21 protein-coding genes and 1 tRNA gene are annotated in these 18,848 nt (G+C 67.3%); 7 read left to right on the forward strand and 15 right to left on the reverse strand.

Going from position 1 to position 18,848, the window contains the following annotated elements; genetic code table 11:
* Nucleotides 1-231 precede the first annotated feature (231 nt).
* The 5 genes from ACERNI_RS11755 to ACERNI_RS11775 form a co-directional block, all read right to left on the reverse strand.
* Nucleotides 232-316, reverse strand: a tRNA-Leu gene (locus ACERNI_RS11755).
* Nucleotides 317-566: 250 nt separating this feature from the next.
* The gene (locus ACERNI_RS11760; protein WP_448833478.1) at nt 567-1,865 is read right to left on the reverse strand and encodes an FAD-dependent monooxygenase; all 1,299 of its coding nucleotides are present in this window, start codon (nt 1,863-1,865) and stop codon (nt 567-569) included.
* A 224-nt stretch (nt 1,866-2,089) separates the two neighbouring features.
* Nucleotides 2,090-2,332, reverse strand: coding sequence for a zinc-finger domain-containing protein (locus ACERNI_RS11765; protein ID WP_448833479.1), 243 nt, complete (start codon nt 2,330-2,332; stop codon nt 2,090-2,092).
* A gap of 75 nt (nt 2,333-2,407) precedes the next feature.
* Nucleotides 2,408-3,151: a phosphatase PAP2 family protein gene (locus tag ACERNI_RS11770; RefSeq protein ID WP_448833480.1), complete on the reverse strand. Its 744-nt coding sequence runs from the start codon at nt 3,149-3,151 to the stop codon at nt 2,408-2,410.
* A gap of 189 nt (nt 3,152-3,340) precedes the next feature.
* On the reverse strand, nt 3,341-4,096 hold the full coding sequence (locus ACERNI_RS11775; RefSeq protein WP_448833481.1) for a DUF169 domain-containing protein: 756 nt from the start codon (nt 4,094-4,096) through the stop codon (nt 3,341-3,343).
* A gap of 250 nt (nt 4,097-4,346) precedes the next feature.
* Between ACERNI_RS11775 and ACERNI_RS11780 the strand changes: the two genes are divergently transcribed.
* Nucleotides 4,347-5,432 (forward strand): PAS domain S-box protein, encoded by a 1,086-nt coding sequence (locus ACERNI_RS11780; protein WP_448833482.1) that lies wholly within the window; start codon nt 4,347-4,349, stop codon nt 5,430-5,432.
* Between the two features lie 60 nt (nt 5,433-5,492).
* On the opposite strand, the gene ACERNI_RS11785 is transcribed toward ACERNI_RS11780, so the two are convergent.
* Nucleotides 5,493-6,398 carry a LysR family transcriptional regulator gene (locus ACERNI_RS11785; RefSeq protein WP_448833483.1) on the reverse strand — a complete coding sequence of 302 codons (906 nt, stop codon included), beginning with the start codon at nt 6,396-6,398 and terminating at the stop codon, nt 5,493-5,495.
* A gap of 138 nt (nt 6,399-6,536) precedes the next feature.
* Between ACERNI_RS11785 and ACERNI_RS11790 the strand changes: the two genes are divergently transcribed.
* The gene (locus tag ACERNI_RS11790) at nt 6,537-7,325 is read left to right on the forward strand and encodes an SDR family oxidoreductase (RefSeq protein WP_448833484.1); all 789 of its coding nucleotides are present in this window, start codon (nt 6,537-6,539) and stop codon (nt 7,323-7,325) included.
* A gap of 73 nt (nt 7,326-7,398) precedes the next feature.
* Here the strand turns inward: ACERNI_RS11790 and ACERNI_RS11795 are convergent, their stop codons facing one another.
* Complete coding sequence (locus tag ACERNI_RS11795) at nt 7,399-7,953, reverse strand: DUF2239 family protein (RefSeq protein WP_448833485.1); 555 nt, start codon at nt 7,951-7,953, stop codon at nt 7,399-7,401.
* Between the two features lie 108 nt (nt 7,954-8,061).
* Here ACERNI_RS11795 and ACERNI_RS11800 point away from each other — a divergent pair, with 108 nt between their 5' ends.
* Nucleotides 8,062-8,397, forward strand: a complete 336-nt coding sequence (locus tag ACERNI_RS11800; protein WP_448833486.1) for a GIY-YIG nuclease family protein — start codon at nt 8,062-8,064, stop codon at nt 8,395-8,397.
* A 94-nt stretch (nt 8,398-8,491) separates the two neighbouring features.
* Here the strand turns inward: ACERNI_RS11800 and ACERNI_RS11805 are convergent, their stop codons facing one another.
* The 5 genes from ACERNI_RS11805 to sugE form a co-directional block, all read right to left on the reverse strand.
* Nucleotides 8,492-10,018: a tripartite tricarboxylate transporter permease gene (locus ACERNI_RS11805; RefSeq protein ID WP_448833487.1), complete on the reverse strand. Its 1,527-nt coding sequence runs from the start codon at nt 10,016-10,018 to the stop codon at nt 8,492-8,494.
* Entirely contained in the window at nt 10,018-10,536 is a 519-nt protein-coding gene (locus ACERNI_RS11810) for a tripartite tricarboxylate transporter TctB family protein (RefSeq protein WP_448833488.1), read from the reverse strand. Before ACERNI_RS11810 ends, ACERNI_RS11805 begins: the two co-directional genes overlap by 1 nt.
* Nucleotides 10,537-10,545: 9 nt before the next feature.
* Entirely contained in the window at nt 10,546-11,511 is a 966-nt protein-coding gene (locus ACERNI_RS11815) for a Bug family tripartite tricarboxylate transporter substrate binding protein (protein ID WP_448833489.1), read from the reverse strand.
* A gap of 417 nt (nt 11,512-11,928) precedes the next feature.
* On the reverse strand, nt 11,929-12,231 hold the full coding sequence (locus ACERNI_RS11820) for an alkylphosphonate utilization protein (protein ID WP_448833490.1): 303 nt from the start codon (nt 12,229-12,231) through the stop codon (nt 11,929-11,931).
* Between the two features lie 154 nt (nt 12,232-12,385).
* A complete protein-coding gene (gene sugE / locus ACERNI_RS11825) occupies nt 12,386-12,703 on the reverse strand; it encodes a quaternary ammonium compound efflux SMR transporter SugE (RefSeq protein WP_448833491.1) in 318 nt (105 codons plus the stop codon).
* A 259-nt stretch (nt 12,704-12,962) separates the two neighbouring features.
* Between sugE and ACERNI_RS11830 the strand changes: the two genes are divergently transcribed.
* Nucleotides 12,963-13,658 (forward strand): LuxR C-terminal-related transcriptional regulator, encoded by a 696-nt coding sequence (locus ACERNI_RS11830; protein ID WP_448833492.1) that lies wholly within the window; start codon nt 12,963-12,965, stop codon nt 13,656-13,658.
* Nucleotides 13,659-13,708: 50 nt separating this feature from the next.
* Entirely contained in the window at nt 13,709-13,984 is a 276-nt protein-coding gene (locus tag ACERNI_RS11835; RefSeq protein ID WP_448833493.1) for a DUF6460 domain-containing protein, read from the forward strand.
* A gap of 92 nt (nt 13,985-14,076) precedes the next feature.
* Here ACERNI_RS11835 and ACERNI_RS11840 read toward each other — a convergent pair whose 3' ends face one another.
* Together ACERNI_RS11840 and ACERNI_RS11845 are read right to left on the reverse strand one after the other, a co-directional pair.
* Entirely contained in the window at nt 14,077-15,141 is a 1,065-nt protein-coding gene (locus ACERNI_RS11840) for a quinone-dependent dihydroorotate dehydrogenase (protein WP_448833563.1), read from the reverse strand.
* Between the two features lie 40 nt (nt 15,142-15,181).
* Complete coding sequence (locus ACERNI_RS11845; RefSeq protein ID WP_448833494.1) at nt 15,182-15,535, reverse strand: DUF952 domain-containing protein; 354 nt, start codon at nt 15,533-15,535, stop codon at nt 15,182-15,184.
* A gap of 120 nt (nt 15,536-15,655) precedes the next feature.
* On the opposite strand from ACERNI_RS11845, the gene ACERNI_RS11850 reads away from it, so the two are divergent.
* Nucleotides 15,656-16,744, forward strand: coding sequence for a 2'-deoxycytidine 5'-triphosphate deaminase (locus ACERNI_RS11850; protein ID WP_448833495.1), 1,089 nt, complete (start codon nt 15,656-15,658; stop codon nt 16,742-16,744).
* 21 nt (nt 16,745-16,765) lie between these two features.
* On the opposite strand, the gene ACERNI_RS11855 is transcribed toward ACERNI_RS11850, so the two are convergent.
* Complete coding sequence (locus ACERNI_RS11855) at nt 16,766-17,440, reverse strand: GntR family transcriptional regulator (protein ID WP_448833496.1); 675 nt, start codon at nt 17,438-17,440, stop codon at nt 16,766-16,768.
* 373 nt (nt 17,441-17,813) lie between these two features.
* Here ACERNI_RS11855 and ACERNI_RS11860 point away from each other — a divergent pair, with 373 nt between their 5' ends.
* The gene (locus ACERNI_RS11860; RefSeq protein WP_448833497.1) at nt 17,814-18,848 is read left to right on the forward strand and encodes an SRPBCC family protein; all 1,035 of its coding nucleotides are present in this window, start codon (nt 17,814-17,816) and stop codon (nt 18,846-18,848) included.

Below are 18,848 nucleotides of genomic sequence, written 5' to 3' on the forward strand. Positions count from 1 at the left end.
GCTGTCATGCCGGCCGGCGCGCGCCGGTCCTGCTGACAATCTTGTCTGGTGAATTCTGGCGGCCGCTCTCGTGGTGCTTCGCGCCGACGCTCCCAGAAGCACAGGGTGTCACGCGGTGCGCCTGTCAACAATTGTCCCTGGGGCAGGTGGCGCGCGCCAGCCATGCGCGAGCAAGACGCCGCGCAGTCGCTCCTGCAGGATCTGGGAAGGCGGCGCGGGGTCTGGCGTGGGTGGTGCGGACGACGGGACTCGAACCCGTACTCTCAGGGAGAGGCAGATTTTAAGTCTGCTGCGTCTACCATTTCGCCACGTCCGCACAGGCAACGCGCAGGTTTGAGCTGGCGCGTCGCACAAACGCGCCAGCGCGCGTTGCATGCTTATGCTGGATACGTCCCGGGGTTTCAACGCGCGCCGCAGGCCAGGCGGCGGTTCATCACGCTATTTTCCCCATCGCGCCAAATTTATCGCGAGCCGTGCGGGAGGCGGATGCTCCCATGGGATCTGTGCGTCGCGGTGGGCGTGGGCCAGTCATGGGCCGCCAAAAAGCCGTCGCGGCCCATCAGCCATCAGCCGTGCGCCATCTCCTGGTCAGGCGCGGTCTCCTGGTCAGGCGCGCCCTTCTGGCCGCGCGCTATCGCACGCTCGGGCGTCGACTGGGGCGCCTGCCAGCCATAGAGCCAGTCATAGCGGGCCAGCACGCCGCCGCCGCCCAGCCGGCGCATGGCGAAATTGCGCGCGAGGCTGAGCGGCGCGCGCATGTGGTAGATGCGGCCGTTGCTGCGGGCCTGCTGCTGCACCTTCATGGCGCGCGCCCGGCGGGCGGCGCCATACATTTCCAGCGCCCGCGCCGGGGCCATGCCGGCGACCGCGGCTTCGCCCAGCAGCGCCGCCAGGGCGGCGGCGTCCTCGATGGCGAGCGCGCCGCCCTGGGCAAGGAAGGGCAGCACCGGATGGGCGGCGTCGCCCAGCAACGCCACGCGCCCATTGCTCCAGCGCGCCGGCGGCGGCGCGTCGTGCAGGGCGTGGATGCGCCAGTTCTGGCCGGCGGCCAGCAGATCGCGCACCCGCATGTCGGCTTTGGCGAAGGCGTCCATCAATACGGCAGGGTCAGCCTCGTGGCTCCAGTCCGGCAGCGCCTCGCGGGAAGGGACCACGGCGATCACATTCAGCGCCCGCCCGCCGGCGATGCCGTAATGAACCACGTGCCGGCCGCCACCGAGCCACAGCCCGGTTTCTGTCACGCGCACGTGCTCTGGCAGCGCGCCGGCCGGAATCACCGCGCGCCAGGCGTGATAGCCGCGATAGCGCGGCGCGGCGCCGCCCAGACTTTCCCTGATTTGCGACCACACGCCATCCGCGCCGATCACCAGATCAGCCTGCAGGTCCTCCTGCTGGCCGGCGGCGTTGGCAATGGTCAGGAACGCCTGGTCGTCGCGATTGCCAGCGGCGGAAGCGGTGCGTCCGGCAAGAATGCGGGCGGACGTCCGCGCCCGCAGGGCGTCGAGCATGATGGTGTGCAGGTCGGAGCGGGCAATCACCAGATATGGCGCGCCATAGCGCTGGCGCATGGCCTCGCCCAGGTCCAGCCGCGACAGCTCGGCGCCATTGCGCAGGCCGCGCACCCGCACGGCTTCCGGCTCCACCGCCTGCCGCATCAGTGCGGGGCCGAGGCCCAGGGCGAACAGAACCCGGCTGGCGTTGGGAGAAAGCTGGATGCCGGCGCCGGTTTCGTTCAGCGCCGTGCGCTTTTCAACCAGCGTGCTGGCGATGCCAACGTCGCGCAGGGCGAGGGCGGCGGCAAGGCCGCCAATGCCGGCGCCTGCAATGATGGCGGAGCTGGCGCCCTGATGTGCGGAACGGGTCATGAATCTTCCGTTCGGAAACCGGGCGACCCGGCCAGGCCGGATCGTACTGCGCCCGCGTGATCTGACGCATCGTCCGCCGGGCCATGTCCGCCTCGCCGGAAAATGCAGCGCAGCCCGTTCTGGGCCTGGAATTGCGTCGAAACCAGGGGAGACGACGCGCTGTGGACAATGAGAAACGGCGCCTCAAGGCGCCGTTGTCCACGCGGAAACAGGGACTTGCGGCCTCAGGCGGCGGCTTCCCAGGCGCACTCCTTCGGCAGGCAGGCGCCGGCCTTCAGGGCCTGGTTGAAGCGATACAGGGTGGAGCAATAGCTGCACACCGCCTCGTTCTCGCCGCCCATGTCGATAAAGATATGCGGGTGATCGAATGGCGGCCGGGCGCCAATGCACATGAATTCGCGCGAACCGACCTCGATCACCTGAACGCCGGCGTCGTTCTGGAAGTGTGGCGTCCCGTGGTCGGCCATAGCTGCATCCCCGTTCATCAAACCGGCGCGCACCATAAGCGCAACCGGGCGAATGCGCCATACCCGCGTCGCATCTCATCCGCGGCGGCGCGGCGGCGCATGGTCGCGGCGTGGTTGCGCCCCGCCGTGAACCTGCCCGGCCGGTGCGCAAAACCATGCGAAGCCAGAGACCCATGCAAAGCCAAGCGCCCACGCGCCGCCAAGGCACCAGCCCGCCAGCACGTCGGTGGGCCAGTGCACGCCCAGATACAGGCGCGAAAAGCCGATGACGGCGGCGAGCGCGATGGCTGCAAGGCAGGCCAGCCAGCGTGCGGCGCGGCTGGCCGTGAGGGCGACAGCCAGGGTCCCGTAGATGGCGATGCTGAGCATGGCGTGGCTGCTGGGAAAGCTGGCGCCGGTAAAGCCGCCCAGATGTGGAACCACGTCGGGACGGGGCCGCGCCGCCAGCACTTTCAACGCCACCGCCGCCAGAATGGCGCTGGCGACAGCGCACAGAACGGCAAGGGCAAGGCGGCGCCGGCCGGTCGCGGCCAGAAAGGCAATGGCGGCGGCGGCGCTGGCGGACAGCCAGGCGTATGACCCCAGGATGGAAACCAGCCAGAAGCCGCGCGCCGCTCCAGCCGGGCCACGGCCAAGGGCGGGATTGTCCGGCTGGCGCAGCGCCAGCAAAATGTCCGCATCCCATGTGGCGCTGGCGCCGCCGAGCGCCAGCCAGCCAATGAGGCAGCCGGCCAGGAGCAGGGTGACGGCCAAGAGCAGGGTGACGGCGAGCAGGGCGGGGGCGCCGTCGCGCCGGGCTGGAAGGTGAGGCGGGTGCAAGGGCGACCTTTCGTGGGCGGAGCGTTTGAGACGCCGCTGCGGGACGGGAGAGCGTTTCCGCAACAGCAGCAGAAGCATCCTGACGGGACGGCTCAGGCGCGCCGCCCTGGAGCGCTTTCCGATCAGAACTCGCTCAAACCAGGGAGAATTGGAACAGTGCGATCCGGAACAGGTCCGGGCAGCGTACTGTCAGTAACTCACCGCCATGCCGGCGCGCACGTCCTGCTGGATGCCATATTGCGGGAAAGGGTAGCGAAAGCCGTTTTTGGCGAGGGCGTTCATGCCGCGCACGGCGGCTTCCATTTGCTCCGGCGGCGAGGCCATCAGCATTTCATTGTCCTCAACGCCGCCGTAACGCCGCTCGGCGAAGCAGGGGATCGACAGGCTGGGCTGGCGCGTTGTCAGGGCGCGGCCCCACGAATCAGCGCAGGCGCTCTCGCCGACCACGCTCCAGTCGAAGCGTTTGTACCCGGACCATTGCATGCCATTGATCAGATACATCATGGCGCCAGGCGTGGCGTAGAACAGCACGATATCGGGATTGGCCAGCCGGCCTGACGACAACGGCCCGACGGCGAGGGCCTCATAGCGTCCGTCCGGCACGCAATGCATGGCGGCCTGGTGGGCGGAGCTGTCAGCCTCGGTTTCGAACCAGACGCCCTGCATGTGGCGGCCGGAGCGCCATTCGTCGGTTTTGGCGCCGCCAAGGCCGACCACGGCGCGGCACTGGGCGCCGACCAGATCCTCCGCGGTCACGCCGACCGTCCAGCCAAGGCGCGCCGCCTGGCCGACAAGCTGGTCGAGGGCGTGAACCGCCTTGGGACGGCGAATGCGCGGGATGGCTTCCATATCCTCGCGCCGCTCAAACATTTGCATGCCGAAAACATTGCTGCGCAGTTTCAGCAGCCGCTCCAGATCAGCCGCCAGCGTGATGATGTCGCCCATGTCCGCCTCTCCGCGTTATCCCCCGTTTCGGCAAGCCTGGAACGGTTTCAGACTGGGCGTCAACTGCCGGCGACCGGTGGCCTGCATTTTGACGATGCGTCACCGCCGGGAGCGATGCCCTGGCCGCATGTCAAAGGCCCGGAGGCGTTTTTTAACCTTCGCGCGCCAGACGCCCCTGTGGCAGTCTCCCTTCCAGGGGGGCTGGAGCACGCAAACCAGCCGGCGCAGAAGGCCACGAAAGGGCTATGGCATGGCGGATGCGGTTGATGGAATGGCGGCGGACGCACGGGAATACGGGCCGTCCCTGCGCGCCATCCGGGGCGCCCCGACGCTGCCTCCCCCGGACGGCGATGAGCACGCCAATGCGCCAGACCCGCGCGACTGGCTCGCCGCGATTGTCGAGGGCTCCGACGACGCCATCATCAGCAAGGATCTCGATGGGGTGATCCGCAGCTGGAATTGCGGCGCGGCCCGCCTGTTCGGCTACACCCCTGAAGAAGCCATTGGCCGGCCGGTGACCATGCTGATCCCGGAGGATCGCCTCGACGAGGAGCCGCTGATCCTGGCTGGCATCCGCGCCGGCGAGCGCTTCGAGCATTTTGAAACGGTGCGCCGCTGCAAGGATGGAGCGCGTGTCGACATTTCCCTGACGATTTCGCCCATTCGCAACCGTCAGGGGGTTATTGTCGGCGCTTCCAAAATCGCCCGCGACATCACCGGGCGGCGCATCGCCCAGGAGCAGCAGGAGCTGTTGCTTGGGGAGATGCATCACCGGGTGAAGAACCTGTTCGCCCTGGCTACGGCGATCGTATCGTTCAGCGTGCGTTCTGCGCGCGATCCGGCCGAAGCGCCGCAAATTATCCAGTCGCGCCTGGCGGCGCTTGCCCGCGCGCACGATATCACCATGACAGCCTGGCGTGACGATGGCCGGGAAAAAAGCGCCACCGATCTGCAGGCCCTTCTCCAGATCATTCTGGAGCCCTACCAGGGCGCCGGCCGCATCGCCGTTTCCGGCGACAACCCGCCTGTCGGTCCGCGCGCCCTGACCAACCTGGCGCTTCTGATGCACGAACTCGCCACCAACGCAGCCAAATATGGCGCGTTGTCCGCGCCAGGAGGCTTTCTCGATCTGCGGATTGCCGTGGAAGCCGGAGTGGTGCGCCTGTGGTGGTGCGAACAGGGCGGGCCTGTCGCCGCGAACCCCGGAACCGCCGGTTTCGGCAGCCGTCTTGAGCAGGGGCTGGCCGTGGCGCTCGGCGCCAGGATCGCGCGCGACTGGCGGCCGGCCGGGCTGGCCATAGCCATTGAGGCGCCGGCGGAAAAGCTGGCCATTTGATAAGGTTCATCGCGTTGCGGCGGAGCCCTGTTGCGTCACCCTCGCCGGGACGCGCCACCGTCACGGGGGCGGCAGGGCTTCCCGCCTGAGCAGCGCCACGAGCCAGTCGGCGAAAAGCCGCAGGCGATGCGGCGCATGGCGCCGGTCGGGATAGAGCAGCATGATGGGCAGCGGCTCGGGCCGCCAGGCCGGCATCACTTCCACCAACTCGCCAGCCGCCAGATGGCGCGCCACGTCATAGGCCGGAATCTGGATCAGGCCGAGGCCCGCCAGGCAGCAGGCGATGGAAGCCTCGGCGTTGTTGACGGTGACCCGCGCCGCCATGGGGCGGGCGTGCTGGACGCCATTGTCGATCCATTCCCACGCCTCGACCCGCCCGCCTGATGGCGAGGCGTAATTCACCGCGAAATGGCCATCAAGGTCAGCCGGCGTTGCTGGCGCGCCATGACGCGCGAGGTATGCGGGGCTCGCCACATTGATCAGCGGCAGTGCGCCGATGGGGCGGGCGATCAGGCCGGAGTCGCGCTGCGGACCAACGCGAACCACGCAGTCGACGCTGTCAGCGATCAGATCCACCGCGCGGTCGGTGACGCCAAGCGTGATGTTGACGCCAGGATATTGCTCCAGAAACCCGGGAAGGGCCGGGGCAATGATGAGGCGGCCGATGCGGCCTGGCGCGTCAATCCGCAATGTGCCCTTGGGGCCAGCGGACGGCCTGAACAGATCTTCCACCTCCGCCACATCGGCGAGCAGTTGCAGGCAGCGTTCATAAAACAAGCGCCCGTCCTGGGTGAGCGAGACCTTCCGCGTCGTGCGATGCAACAGGCGCGCGTTGAGGCGCATTTCCAGTCCGAGCACGGCGGCGGAAACCGTGGAGCGCGGCAGCCCGAGGGACTGGGCCGCCCGCGTGAAGCTGGTCGCCTCCACCACACGGGCGAAAATGCGAAACTGGTCGATGCGATCCACCGGCGTCTCCGTCAGACTGTTCAGATACTCTGACAGCTGATGTCAGAATATGCAGGTTTATCTGACAATGTGGATATTTAGGTTGTTGCTATGGAAGCGGCGGCCTGACGCAGTCGCGCATTGTCTGGAGACCGGGCCATGACCAGTCCTGCAACAACAGATCACGGCATTCGCGGAAAAACCGTCCTGATCGCCGGCGGCGCCAAGAACCTGGGCGGCCTCGTCGCCCGTGATCTGGCGGCCCATGGGGCCCGGGCCGTTGTCATTCACTACAACAGCGCCGGCTCAAGGGCGGAGGCCGACGCTACGGTGGCGGAGGTGCGCGCGGCGGGCGCGGAGGCCGTGGCGTTGCAGGCGGATCTCACGACTGCCGGCGCGGTGGCGAAGCTGTTCGCCGATGCTGTCGCCGCCGTGGGCCGGCCGGATATCGCCATCAACACGGTCGGCAAGGTGTTGAAGAAGCCCATGGTGGAGATCACCGAGGCCGAATACGACGAGATGAGCGCCGTCAACGCCAAGGCGGCCTTCTTCTTCCTGAAGGAAGCGGGCCGGCATGTGAATGACAACGGCAAGATCTGCACCCTGGTGACGTCGCTGCTGGGCGCCTACACGCCGTTCTATTCCAGCTACGCCGGAACCAAGGCGCCGGTCGAACACTTCACCCGGGCGGCCTCGAAGGAATTTGGCGCGCGCGGCGTCTCCGTTACCGCCATTGGCCCTGGCCCCATGGATACGCCGTTCTTCTACCCGGCCGAAGGCGCGGATGCGGTGGCCTATCACAAGACGGCGGCGGCCCTGTCGGCATTCACCCCCACCGGCCTCACCCATATCGAGGACATCGCGCCGTGGATCCGCTTTCTCGTTTCGGACGGCTGGTGGATGACTGGCCAGACCATCCTGGTGAATGGCGGCTACACGACGAAATGACCTGACGATAGCGGGGCGCCGCGCCAGCGGCCATGGGCGCGGCGCCCCGGTTCAGGGGCAGGCGCGATGGCCGTTATTCTGGCCTGTTGTCCTGGCCCGCAAGGCGCAGGGCGTGCCCGGCGATATCGGCGGGCCAGGCCCGGCTGCGCGCCCGCAGCCCGGCCGCATCGCCAGCGAACAGGGCGCGGATCGCTTCCTCATATTCCGGCAGGTCGCCGGCCATGGCGTGCATGAACGCATAGGCGGCCTCGCGCCGCGCTCGCGCATCGTCGCTGGCGCCTGCCTGCCTGCGGGCGGCTTCGACCAGCCGGCGCAGGGTGGCGGACGCCCCGCCGGGCTGGCGCCCCAGCCATTCCCAATGGCGCGGCAGCAGCGTAACCTCGCGCGGCTCCACCCCCAGCTTCGGCCGGCCGCGCCCGCGCTTTGGCGTTTCAGCAGCCATTTCGCCGTCGCCGCGCGGGTCAATATCCACCAGCTTTCCCGTTTTGTCGCTGAAGGTCAGCACCGTGTCCGCCGGGTTGGCCTGCCATGCCTCGCGAACCCGCGCCGCCACCTCGGCCAGCGGGCCTGAACAGAGCAGGCGGGAGCCGGCGAACGCCGTGCATGGGTTATCGTCATTGTCGCTCATAAATTTCACCCAGATAAAAATATTGCGCTATTTATACCCGTATAATAATAGAGCGCAAGGCCGCTTCGGCGCGAAGCCGGCCATGACGTGACGATGAGGGGCGGCGGCATGAGCGCACTGGACAAAAAGCAGGCGATCGAGGCCTGGAAGAAACGCGATGTCGACGCCGGAATTTTCGCGGTGCGGTGCGCGGCCACTGGTGAAGCATGGGTCGGCGGCTGGCCGGATGTGGACCGGGTGCGGAACCGCATCTGGTTCACGCTCGGGCAGGGCTCCCATCCCAACCGCTCCCTGCAGGCGGCTTGGCGGGCGCACGGCCCCGAGGTTTTTACCTTCGAGGTGCTGGAGCGGCTGGAGCCCTGTGAGGAGAGCTGGGCGCGCGACGCGCAGCTGAAGGAGCGCGCCGCGTTCTGGCGCGCGCGGATCGCCGGGGCTTCGCTTTGAGATGGAATGACTTGCGGACATGGAATGACGGGCGGCGCGCTCCATGGCGGAAGCGCGCCGCCCGTGATGTTGGCGCTGGCCGTTGCTGGCCGGCCTATTTGAGTTGCGATGCCTCCGCTGCCGCGATGGCGGCGTCCGCCGGCCCTGGCGCGCGCTTTCTGGGCACAAAGGCAAGGCCCACCAGCACGGCGGTGATCACCGCGAAGGTGATGGTCAGCGGGCTGGAAACGAAGATGCCCAGATCGCCGTCCGAGATCGCCAGCGCCTGGCGCACCGAGCGCTCGAAGATTACCCCAAGGACATAGGCGAGAATGACGATGCCCAGGTCATAGCCGTAGCGCCGCAGGATGTAGCCGATGACGCCGAACATCACGGCGAGCAGCACGTCCATGGCGGCGCTGTTGGTGGAATAGACGCCGATCAGACAGACGGTGAGGATGACCGGCGCCAGCCAGGCGCGGGGCACGTCGAGGATTTTCACGAACAGCCCGACCAGGGGCAGGTTGAGGATCAGCAGCATGACGTTGCCGACATACATGCTGGCGATCACGCCCCAGAACAGTTCCGGCTGCCGCTCCATGATCGTCGGGCCAGGCGCGACGCCATGGATCATGAAGGCCCCGAGCAGCAGCGCCGTGATGGCGTTGGCCGGCACGCCCATGCACAGCAGCGGCACGAAGGCCCCCGCCGTTCCCGAATTGTTGGCGGATTCCGGACCCGCCAGGCCCTCGACCGCGCCCTTGCCGAACTGTTCGGGGTGCTTCGACAGCTTCTTTTCCACGGCATAGGACAGGAAGGTGGCCAGCACCGCGCCGCCGCCGGGAATGAGCCCGACGATGAAGCCCAGCACCGTGCCCCGCGCCACCGGCCCCACCGAGCGCCGCGCTTCCTCGCGGTTCGGCATGAAGCCGAGCAGTGAGGACGGCGGCGCCAGCACCTGTATCTTTTCTTTCTTGCGCAGCACCATCGACAGCACTTCGGAAATGCCGAACAGGCCGATGGCCAGAGGCGCCAGATCAATGCCGCCGGTGAGGTGGAATATGCCAAAGGTCAGGCGCGGCGCCGCCGCCAGCGGATCGGAGCCGACCGCGCCCAGCAGCAGGCCGAAGCCGGCCATGAGCAGCGCCTTGAGCCGCGAGCCGCTGGAAAAATAGGTGACCAGCGACAGGCCCGCCAGCATCACCATGGCGTATTCCGCCGGCCCGAAGGCCAGCACCCAGCGCGACAGGGGCGGCGACAGATAGGAAACGGCGACGACGCCAATGGTGCCGGCCACGAACGAGCCGATGGCGGCGATGCCAAGGGCTGCCCCGGCGCGGCCCTTGCGCGCCATCTCATAGCCGTCGAGGCAGGTGACGACCGACGAGGCCTCGCCCGGGATGCGCATCAGCACCGAGGTGATGGTGCCGCCGTAGGCCACGCCATAATAGATGCCCGACAGCATGATGATCGCCGAGGTGACGTCCATCTTGTAGGTGATGGGCAGCAGCAGGGCGATGGTGGTAAGCGGGCCAAGGCCGGGCAAAATGCCGACAATGGTGCCAAGAAACACGCCGATGAAGCAGTACATCAGCGTCGCCGGCTGGAAGACGGTGGCGAAACCGCCGAGCAGACCTTCCATTACAGCAGCCCTCCCTGACGCAGCAGGGCGCGGAACGCCAGATCGGCCGGACCTTCCGGCAGGCTGACCTGCAACAGCCAGCCGAACAGGGTGACCCCCGACAAGGCGATGATGGCGGCGGTGACCAGCGTGGCGCGCCAGCTGATCCCTTCAGCAAAGCGCATGGTGAGGATGGTGACGGCCAGCGAGGTAACGATGAAGCCGGCGAACCAGCATCCGGCCACCAGCACGGCCAGCGCCAGCAGATAGATGTGAAATGTGCGCCGTTCCTGGGGGCCCGCCAGGTCGTAGCGCGCCACCGCTTCATCGTCATCGGTGGCCACGGGGGCCGGATCGTTCCTGTCCAGCACCAGCACGAGCAGCGCCAGCGCCATGCAGATCGCCGCGATGATCTGGGGATAGAGGCCGGGCCCCGGGCCGTCAAAACCCCAGCGCGACAGTTTCGTTGCCTGCCAGAACGCCGCCGCCGCGGCGCAGAACAGGCCGAGCGCGGTCCACCGCGCTCCGGAAATTGTCATCCCTGAGCCTCACCGGGTTTTCATGCCGGCTTCGGTCAGGATCTGGATGAACAGCGGCTCCATCTTCTTCATGTGATCATAAAATTCGGCCCCGGTGCGGTAGGAGGGCGCGACGCCAAGTTTCTTGAGCTGGTCCTGAACCTCCGGGTCTTTCAGGGCGATCTCGAAGGCTTTCTCCATTTTGTCGCGCACCTTGGGGTCGACGCCCTTGGGGAAGGCATAACCCATCGGGCCGAAGCTGATGTAATCAAAGCCAAGTTCGCGCAGGGTCTTGACGTCGGGGTAATCGGGCCAGCGCTCCGGCGAGGTCGATGCGAGCAGGCGCAAATTGCCGGCGTCGATCTGCGGCTTCATTTCCGTGGCGCTTTGCAGGGTCAGGTCCACGTGGCCGCCGACCGCCTGAAGCACGGATTCCGCGCCGCCCGCGAACGTCACCCAGCGCAGATTGGCGCCGTTCAGCTTGGCCATCTGGAACAGCGGCAGCACATTGTTCGGGCTGGTGGAGCTGTAGGTGAGCCGCTTTTTCTTCGACTGGTCGATAACGTCCTGAACGCTCTTGATCGGCGAATCCTTGCGTACGCCAAGGCCGTAGCGCAGCTCGGCGACCTGGGCGATCAGGTCGAACGACTTCCAGGCGTCAAACGGCATGTCCATCATGTGCGGCGCGGTCAGATAGGACGACGAGCCGACGAGGCCGATGGTGTAGCCGTCCGGTGCGCTGCGGGCGAGTTCCGCCGGTCCGAGCTGGCCGGCGCCGCCCGGCACCGCCTTGATGATCACCGGCTTGCCAATGGTCTTTTCGATGCTGCGGGCAATGGCGCGCGCCGTCAGCTCGGTGGCCGAGCCCGGCGGGTAATTGTTGATGAGGGTGATTTCCTTGCGCGGCCAGTCATCGGCGGCATGGGCGGCCAGTGCGCCGATCAGGCAGGCGCCAGCGGCGGCCGCCAGCACTTTCAGAGCCGGTATCCGGATCATTGATTCCTCTCCCAGATAGTTATTTGTTATTTAATATAATATTTCCAGACTACAGACGTGCATACACCCCGTCAACACACGGAACTGTCAGGCATTTTCTGCACAGGCGGTGGGGCTGGCGAGAAGCTGCGCGCAGTGCATACGAAGCTGTTTCTTGCGCGTGCGAATTGTCTGCCCATGCTTCTTGCGCATGTCTACGCGATTGCAGGCCGGCAGAAATGTGTCGGGCGGAAATATTGTCCCGCCCACCGGCGTTGCGGAGCATCCTGCGGCGGTAGTGGGTTACGCGCCGCCAGCCCCCGGCGTCAGGTCGCGCCAGGGCGCTGGAGCAAGGCGCAGCGCCGCCTGAACGGCTTTCGCGCCAAAACGGACGCCGGCAAGCCGGCGTTTGCTGGCAGTTCAGCGTTTGGCAGGGTGTCAGCGTTTCTTGACGAACTCTGCGCGCAGCACCAGGCCGCGAATGCCCTCGTACCGGCAGTCGATTTCCTGGTCGTCGTTGGTGAGGCGGATGGCCCTGATCACCGTGCCCCGGCGCAGGGTCTGGTTGGCGCCCTTGACCTTCAGATCCTTGATGAGGATGACGCTGTCGCCGTCAGACAGTTCATTGCCGGCGGAATCGCGCACCACCCGGCCGCCGCCGGCAGGCTGGCGCGCCGCCGCTTCGTCAGGGCTGATCCATTCGCCCGTTGCTTCATCATAAACGTATTCGTCGCCTGACATGGCGGCCTCCGGTTTGCTTGCAGCCCACCGCGTCGGGAAGGCGTCCTCGCGCAGGGCAAACCACGTTCGCAGCGTATTGTCCAATTTTTGTATGTAATATCTGGATGAAGGCTATGAGCCGGCGCGGTTCTGAATACCGGCCGGCGCCGGCGCCTCAGCCTTCCGCCAGCTTCATCAGCACCAGGCCGGACAGCACCAGCCCGGCGGCGACCAGGCGCATCGGCGTGAGGCTCTCGCCAAGAAACAGCCCGCCGACGATGAAGGCGCCCGCCGCGCCGATGCCGGTCCACACCATATAGGCGGTGCCAAGCGGCAGCGTCCGCATGGCCCAGGCCAGCAGCGTGAAGCTGGCGATCATGGCGACGATGGTGATGATGCTGGGGGTGAGCCGGCTGAAGCCGTGCGAGGCTTTCATGGCATAAGCCCATACAATCTCAAGCAGTCCGGCGACAAAAAGATACGCCCAGGCCATTGGCCCCTCCTGTCAAAAGGGCCGGGCCGTCCCGGACTTTTCCCGGCGGCCGCCAGCGGTGGGGCGCGGGGCCGGAGACGTGGCTCCGGAGATTGCAACGCGCTTTCCCTGGCGCATGGGGCGCGGATGGTCAAGCCGGCGGCGCCGGCTGCTGCTGTCGGGCGTTGTCGCGAGGGGTTGGCGTGATGGCGCCCGGTCGTGCTAGACAGACATCAGGCGCGTCTGTTTCCAGTGCATGGACCAGGCCCGTATGCCCGCGATGACCAGCCTAAAGAGCCATTTCGTGATCGAGCAGACTACGTCACGCATTGTCATTGCCGACGATCATCCCCTGTTCCGGGGCGCTTTGCGGCAGGCGATCGCGCGGATAATGCCTCAGGCGGAGATCGTCGAGGCAGGTGATTTCGCTGCGACCACGGCGGCGATGAATGGCGGCGACGACCCGGATGTGGTGCTGCTGGATCTGTCCATGCCCGGCGCCCAGGGGTTTTCCGGCCTGCTGTACCTGCGGGCCCAGCATCCGGGCGTGCCGGTGGTGGTGGTGTCCGGCGCAGGCGATCCAGGCGTTATTCGCAAGTGCATGGAATTCGGCGCCTCCGGCTTCGTGCCGAAATCGCTGTCGGTGGACGCCATGGGCGAGGCGCTGGCGGCGGTGCTGGCCGGCGGCACCTGGACGCCGCCGGACGTTGACATGTCATCCGCCCCAGATCGCGAGGCGGCCGATCTTGCCCGCCGCCTGACCAGCCTGACGCCGCAGCAGGTGCGCGTGCTGATGATGTTGTCGGAAGGGTTGCTCAACAAACAGATCGCCTACGAGCTCAACGTCTCCGAGGCCACAATCAAGGCGCATGTGTCCGCGATCCTGCAGAAGCTGGGCGTGGAAAGCCGCACCCAGGCGGTGATCGTCGCCGCCCGCATGGCCGCCGCGCCATGGACAACCGGCGCGCCGGCGTAACGGCCGGGGTTCGGCGCGGGGCTGGCGGAAAGGCTTGAAGGGAAAGATCAATGGCTGAAGGCCGTGGCGGCGTTTCGGGTTTTCTGGGCGGCTCGCCCATATCGGTGCTGGCGCGCCTCGTCTTCCTGTCCGTGCTGGTTGGCGCGGCGATGGCGTTTCTCGATATCACGCCAGTTGGGCTCTATGAGAGCGTGGCGCGCTTTGTTCGCCGCCTGATCGCCAATGGTTTTGCCGTGCTTGGCGACGTGGGCATGTGGTTTGTCTACGGCGCCATGGTCGTGGCGCCGATCTGGCTGATCTTGCGGATCATGAACTTCCGCAAGTAACGCGCCTTGCGTAATGCGCCTTCCGGCGCTGGCTCGCCGATGATGAAAACCCCGCTTCCGTGAAGGATGCGGGGTTTGTTTTTTCCATCCGGTCAGGCTGCTTCCCGCGCCACGTCCGCGGCGTCGGCGCCGACCTGGGCGGCGAGGGTTTCGCCACTGCGGCCGAGGCGGTCGGCGAGGCCGCGATTGATCGCCGTGGCGACGTGGGCCCCCTTGTAGATCATCCCCGTATACAGTTGCACGAGGGTGGCGCCGGCGCGGATTTTGGCGAGGGCGCTGTCGGCGCTGTCGACGCCGCCGACGCCGACCAGCGGGAAGGCGCGCTCCACCCGCAGCCAGGCGTTGGCCAGCATGCGCGTTGAGGGGCCAAGCAATGGCATGCCGGAGAGGCCGCCCTGCTGCGTCGCCACATCGCGATCACGCAGGGTTTCCGGCCGGGCGATGGTGGTGTTGGAAATGATCATGCCGTCGACGCCGCGCCGGCGGCAGACGGCGACGATGCCATCCAGCTCGTCCAGCGACAGGTCCGGGGCGATTTTCAGCAGCACCGGCCGGCGCGCCTTGCCCCTGGCGGCGATGGCGTCGCGCGCTTCCAGCACCCGGCCGAGCAGGTCGTCCAGCGCCGCCTCATGTTGCAAATCGCGCAGGCCGGGCGTGTTGGGCGAGGAGATGTTGACGGTGAAATAGCTGGCGACATCGGCAAAAGCCTGCACGCCGGCGACATAATCGGCGGCGCGGTCCGTCGCGTCCTTGTTGGCGCCGATATTGACGCCAACAATTCCGCGCGCCCCGGCGGCGTCGCGGGCGCGGGCCAGCAGACGGGCGCGGGCCGCCGCGTGACCTGCGTTATTGAATCCAAGCCGGTTGATGACGGCGCGGTCCTGCGTCAGGCGAAAGATGCGCGGCTTTGGATTGCCCGGCTGCGGCTTCGGCGTGATGGTGCCGACCTCCACGAAGCCGAAGCCGTAGCCCAGCATGGCGTCTGGAACTTCGGCGTTCTTGTCGAAACCGGCGGCGAGGCCAACCGGATTGGGAAAGTCCAGCCCGAAGGCGGAAACGGCGAGGCGCGAGTCGTTCGGCGGCGGCGCGCGGAGCGGCAGGGCCGTGAGAGCCCGGATGGTCAACCCATGCGCCGTTTCCGGGTCGAGGTTGAACATCGCCTTGCGGGCCAGCTCTTCAAACAGTCCGAACGTCACGTCAAAGCTCCGGTATCAGGGGTGCGCCAGCGGCGTCATTGGTCAAAAACCATGTCCGGCGCACGGCGACGACGGGCAGGGGGCCGTAAAGATGCGGAAACAGCGCGCCGCCCCGGCTCGCCTCATAGCGCAAGTTCGCGCCCAGCGCAGCGGTTTCCACCTCCAGCAGCGCCAGGTTTTGCTGGCCATGAAAGTGCAGGCGGGCGGTTTCGCGAACCTGCTCCGCCGTTGACAGGTGGATATAGCCGTCGACCAGATCAATGCCCGCGCCGGCGAAGACGCCCGCCGCCTGCGCCGCCTCCCAGCCGTCGCGCGGGCAAATCTTGTATACGTGGGCCGGTTGCGGCGCAGTCATGGCGGTTTCTCCGGGTGATGGGCGCGGCGACCGATTCGCTGGCGGGTGACGCGCGCATACGCCCATGGTATGCGCCTGTGAAGAGCCGCGCCCGCGGCGATCCTGATGAGGCGGCCAACAGTGGACAGCAAACAGCCTGTCGGCATCCTGCCGGCCCAGACCATTCGTGAACTGGCCGACGCCGGCGTGGTGCGCGTCCAGCAGCCGCTTGATCCGGGTCAGGTCCAGCCGGCCAGCCTCGATTTGCGGCTGGGCGCCACGGTGTGGCGGGTGCGGGCCAGCTTTTTGCCGGGCCGCCGCCCGGTGCGTGAGCGGCTGGAGCAGCTGGCGCTGCACCGCTTCAGCCTGGAGCAGGGCGCGGTGCTGGAAACCGGCTGCGTCTATATCGCCGAAATTCAGGAGGGGCTGGCGCTGCCGCCTGGCCTGTCCGCCTCGGCCAACCCCAAAAGCTCCACCGGCCGCCTTGATGTCTTCACCCGGCTGATCACCGATCAGGGCGAGGAATTCGACATTATCCCCGCCGGCTACAACGGCCCGCTGTATGCGGAAATTTCGCCGCGCACCTTTCCGGTTCTGGTGCGCGCCGGCTCGCGGCTGGGCCAGGTGCGCTTCCGCTCCGGCAATTCGCGCCTCACCGACGCGGAGCTGGCGGCGCTGCACGCGCGCGAGCCGGTGGTGGACCAGGCCGCCGCCTCGTTCCAGAACGGCGTCGCCGTCAGCGTCGATCTCTCGGGCTTTGGCGACAACGGGCTGATCGGTTATCGCGCCCGGCGCTTCACGGGCCTGGTGGATGTGGACCGCATCGGCGCCTGCGCCGTCGCCGATTACTGGGAGCCCCTGCACGCCGATGGCTCTGGCGCCCTGATCCTTGATCCCGGCCAGTTCTACATCCTCGCCTCGCGCGAGGCCGTGACCGTTCCGCCTGACTTTGCGGCCGAGATGACGCCCTTCGATCCGCTGGTCGGCGAGTTCCGGGTCCACTACGCCGGCTTCTTCGATCCGGGCTTTGGCCACAGCGCCGCTGGCGGCGTCGGCGCCCGGGCGGTGCTGGAGGTGCGCTCGCGCGACGTGCCGTTCATTATCGAGGACGGCCAGATCGTCGGTCGCCTGGTCTATGAGCGCATGCAGCAGCGCCCGGCGACCCTCTATGGCGAGGGCGGCTCCAATTACCAGGGCCAGAGCCTGAAGCTGTCGAAACACTTCCGGTAAAGTTTCGCGCTTCCGGCAAAATCACCTGCCAGAGGCGGAGCCGCCGGGCTTCGCCTTGCGGGGTAATGCGGCGCGGGCGCCGCGTGGGCCGACCCATTGCACATGGCGCGCCAGAATGGCGGCGGCCAGCTCCACGTGGCCAGCGCGCAGGGCGGCAAGAATCGCCCGGTGGTCGCGGTCGGTCGGCGCCTCCCATTCCGAGCGCCAACCGGAAAACAGGAAGCGGGCGCTGGCCAGGTGCAGATCCTCAATGGCTGCGAGCAGGCGCGGCATGCGGCAGGGCGTCAGGATCAGCGTGTGGAAATTGCGATTGGCTTCTTCCCAGGCGTGCATGTCCGGGGCGCGGTCGCCGGCGCGGGAGGCTTCCTCGGCGGCGTCAAGAATCGTTGGGGTCAGGTTGGGCGCGGCGTGGCGCAGGGCCAGCACCTCCAGCGCCGCGCGCATTTCGGCGACTTCCCGCACCTCATCGACGGTGAAGCCGGCGACGCGCACGCCGCGCCGGGGTTCGCTCACCGCCAGCCCCTGCGCCTCCAGCCGGCGAAACGCCTCGCGCACCGGCACGTGGCTGGCGCCAAATTCTTCCGCCACATGGTCCTGACGCAGCCGCGCGCCTGGCGCCAGCTCGCCCGAGATGATGCGGTCGGCCAGCGCCTTGCTGATGCGCGTGGCGATCGTGTCGCGCGGTGTGTCCGTCATGGCGGGCCCGGAACAGTTCCAGCGATAGGGCATGATGCGGACGGGCGGATGTCGCCTGTCCGTGAGAAATCATGCGAAACCAAAGCGTTGGAGCGGAGATGCGGTTCAGCCTGAACGCATCCCGCTCCAGGGTGATTTCGTGAAAAGCGGGTTGCCCCCTGGGGCGCCCGGACGGATGACGGACGCGCGCGCCGCTCCATCTGGTTCCGCCTCCAATGGGTTCCGCCCAATGGGTTCGACCTTGTCGATAGAGCATGTTCCGCCGGAAGGGAATGGCGCGCCCCAGGGTTGACGCGGCCGATGACGCGCGGTCCAAACGCCAGGATGCCTGTTCCCGCGCCGCCTGTTCATCCCGTCGTTCCGGAAAGTCCTCGTGTCCCAGTCCGAACCCGCCGCGCCGCCTGAACCTGCCGTTCCGCCAGAATCTTCAACTCCGCCTGGTTTGCGCGAGCGTCTGGCGCCCGCCGCCGTCGGCGCGCTGGTCTATGGCCTCATCATCTATCTTCTGGTCTGGTCAGGCGACCGGGAGGTGTTGCCGGCCATCTCCGGCCTGATCCTGATGCCGATGGGCATCGCCAGCGTCATGACGGTTCTGGCTGATCCGCGCGGGCAGGGCAGCATCTGGCGTCACATCTGCATCGGCTGGGCGATTATCGCCGCGCTGGTTCTCCTCTCCGTCGCGCTGTTCCAGGAGGGCGGCATTTGCGTCGTCATGGCCATGCCGGTTTTCCTGGTGGCTTCGGCCGCGGGCTCGGCCCTGGCCACGCTGGCGCTGCGGGCCTGGCGCTCGCCGCGTGGGGCCAGCCTGCTGGTGGTGCTGCCGCTGATCGGCCTGCCGATCGAGCCGATGCTGCCGGCGCCGGAGCGGGACGGGCGGGTGACCAGCGTCATCGAGATCGCCGCGCCGCCCCAGGAGGTCTGGCGCCATACGGTCGAAATCCCCCAGATCGCCCCGCAGGAGCTGAAACGCACCTTTAGCCACAGCGTCGCCGGCGTTCCCCAGCCGGTCGACGCCCGGCTGGAGGGGCATGGGGTTGGCGCCGTGCGCCATTTGCGCTGGAGCGGCGGCGTCACGTTCCAGGAAATCGTCACCGGCTGGGAGGAAAACCGCGCCCTGTCATGGACCTTCCGCTTCGGCCCGGAATCGATCCCGCGCGCCATCGAGGCGCACATCAGGCTGGACCGCGCCTATCTGAAAATCGCCGATGGCGCGTACCGGCTGGAGCCGCTCCCCGGCGGCCGCACCCGGCTGACCCTGACGACCCAATACCGCATCGCCACGCCCATCAACGCTTACTGCGACTGGTGGGGGCAGATTTTTCTCAACGATTTCCACGGCGTGGTGCTGGAGGTGATCCGCGCCCGGGCGGAAAAAGCCGCAGGAGCGATTGCGCGCGCTCCGGTTTGA

Source organism: Camelimonas sp. ID_303_24 (genome assembly GCF_053543495.1).

Excerpts from the sequence above, each read along its gene's own strand:
- ACERNI_RS11800 (WP_448833486.1), top strand. The coding sequence starts at position 8,062 with ATGAGCGCACTGGACAAAAAGCAGGCGATCGAGGCCTGGAAGAAACGC.
- ACERNI_RS11780 (WP_448833482.1), top strand. The coding sequence starts at position 4,347 with ATGGCGGATGCGGTTGATGGAATGGCGGCGGACGCACGGGAATACGGG.
- ACERNI_RS11835 (WP_448833493.1), top strand. The coding sequence starts at position 13,709 with ATGGCTGAAGGCCGTGGCGGCGTTTCGGGTTTTCTGGGCGGCTCGCCC.
- sugE (WP_448833491.1), bottom strand. The coding sequence starts at position 12,703 with ATGGCCTGGGCGTATCTTTTTGTCGCCGGACTGCTTGAGATTGTATGG.
- ACERNI_RS11855 (WP_448833496.1), bottom strand. The coding sequence starts at position 17,440 with ATGACGGACACACCGCGCGACACGATCGCCACGCGCATCAGCAAGGCG.
- ACERNI_RS11810 (WP_448833488.1), bottom strand. The coding sequence starts at position 10,536 with ATGACAATTTCCGGAGCGCGGTGGACCGCGCTCGGCCTGTTCTGCGCC.
- ACERNI_RS11830 (WP_448833492.1), top strand. The coding sequence starts at position 12,963 with ATGACCAGCCTAAAGAGCCATTTCGTGATCGAGCAGACTACGTCACGC.
- ACERNI_RS11760 (WP_448833478.1), bottom strand. The coding sequence starts at position 1,865 with ATGACCCGTTCCGCACATCAGGGCGCCAGCTCCGCCATCATTGCAGGC.
- ACERNI_RS11815 (WP_448833489.1), bottom strand. The coding sequence starts at position 11,511 with ATGATCCGGATACCGGCTCTGAAAGTGCTGGCGGCCGCCGCTGGCGCC.
- ACERNI_RS11795 (WP_448833485.1), bottom strand. The coding sequence starts at position 7,953 with ATGAGCGACAATGACGATAACCCATGCACGGCGTTCGCCGGCTCCCGC.
- ACERNI_RS11845 (WP_448833494.1), bottom strand. The coding sequence starts at position 15,535 with ATGACTGCGCCGCAACCGGCCCACGTATACAAGATTTGCCCGCGCGAC.
- ACERNI_RS11775 (WP_448833481.1), bottom strand. The coding sequence starts at position 4,096 with ATGGGCGACATCATCACGCTGGCGGCTGATCTGGAGCGGCTGCTGAAA.
- ACERNI_RS11805 (WP_448833487.1), bottom strand. The coding sequence starts at position 10,018 with ATGGAAGGTCTGCTCGGCGGTTTCGCCACCGTCTTCCAGCCGGCGACG.
- ACERNI_RS11820 (WP_448833490.1), bottom strand. The coding sequence starts at position 12,231 with ATGTCAGGCGACGAATACGTTTATGATGAAGCAACGGGCGAATGGATC.
- ACERNI_RS11840 (WP_448833563.1), bottom strand. The coding sequence starts at position 15,141 with ATGTTCAACCTCGACCCGGAAACGGCGCATGGGTTGACCATCCGGGCT.
- ACERNI_RS11790 (WP_448833484.1), top strand. The coding sequence starts at position 6,537 with ATGACCAGTCCTGCAACAACAGATCACGGCATTCGCGGAAAAACCGTC.
- ACERNI_RS11765 (WP_448833479.1), bottom strand. The coding sequence starts at position 2,332 with ATGGCCGACCACGGGACGCCACACTTCCAGAACGACGCCGGCGTTCAG.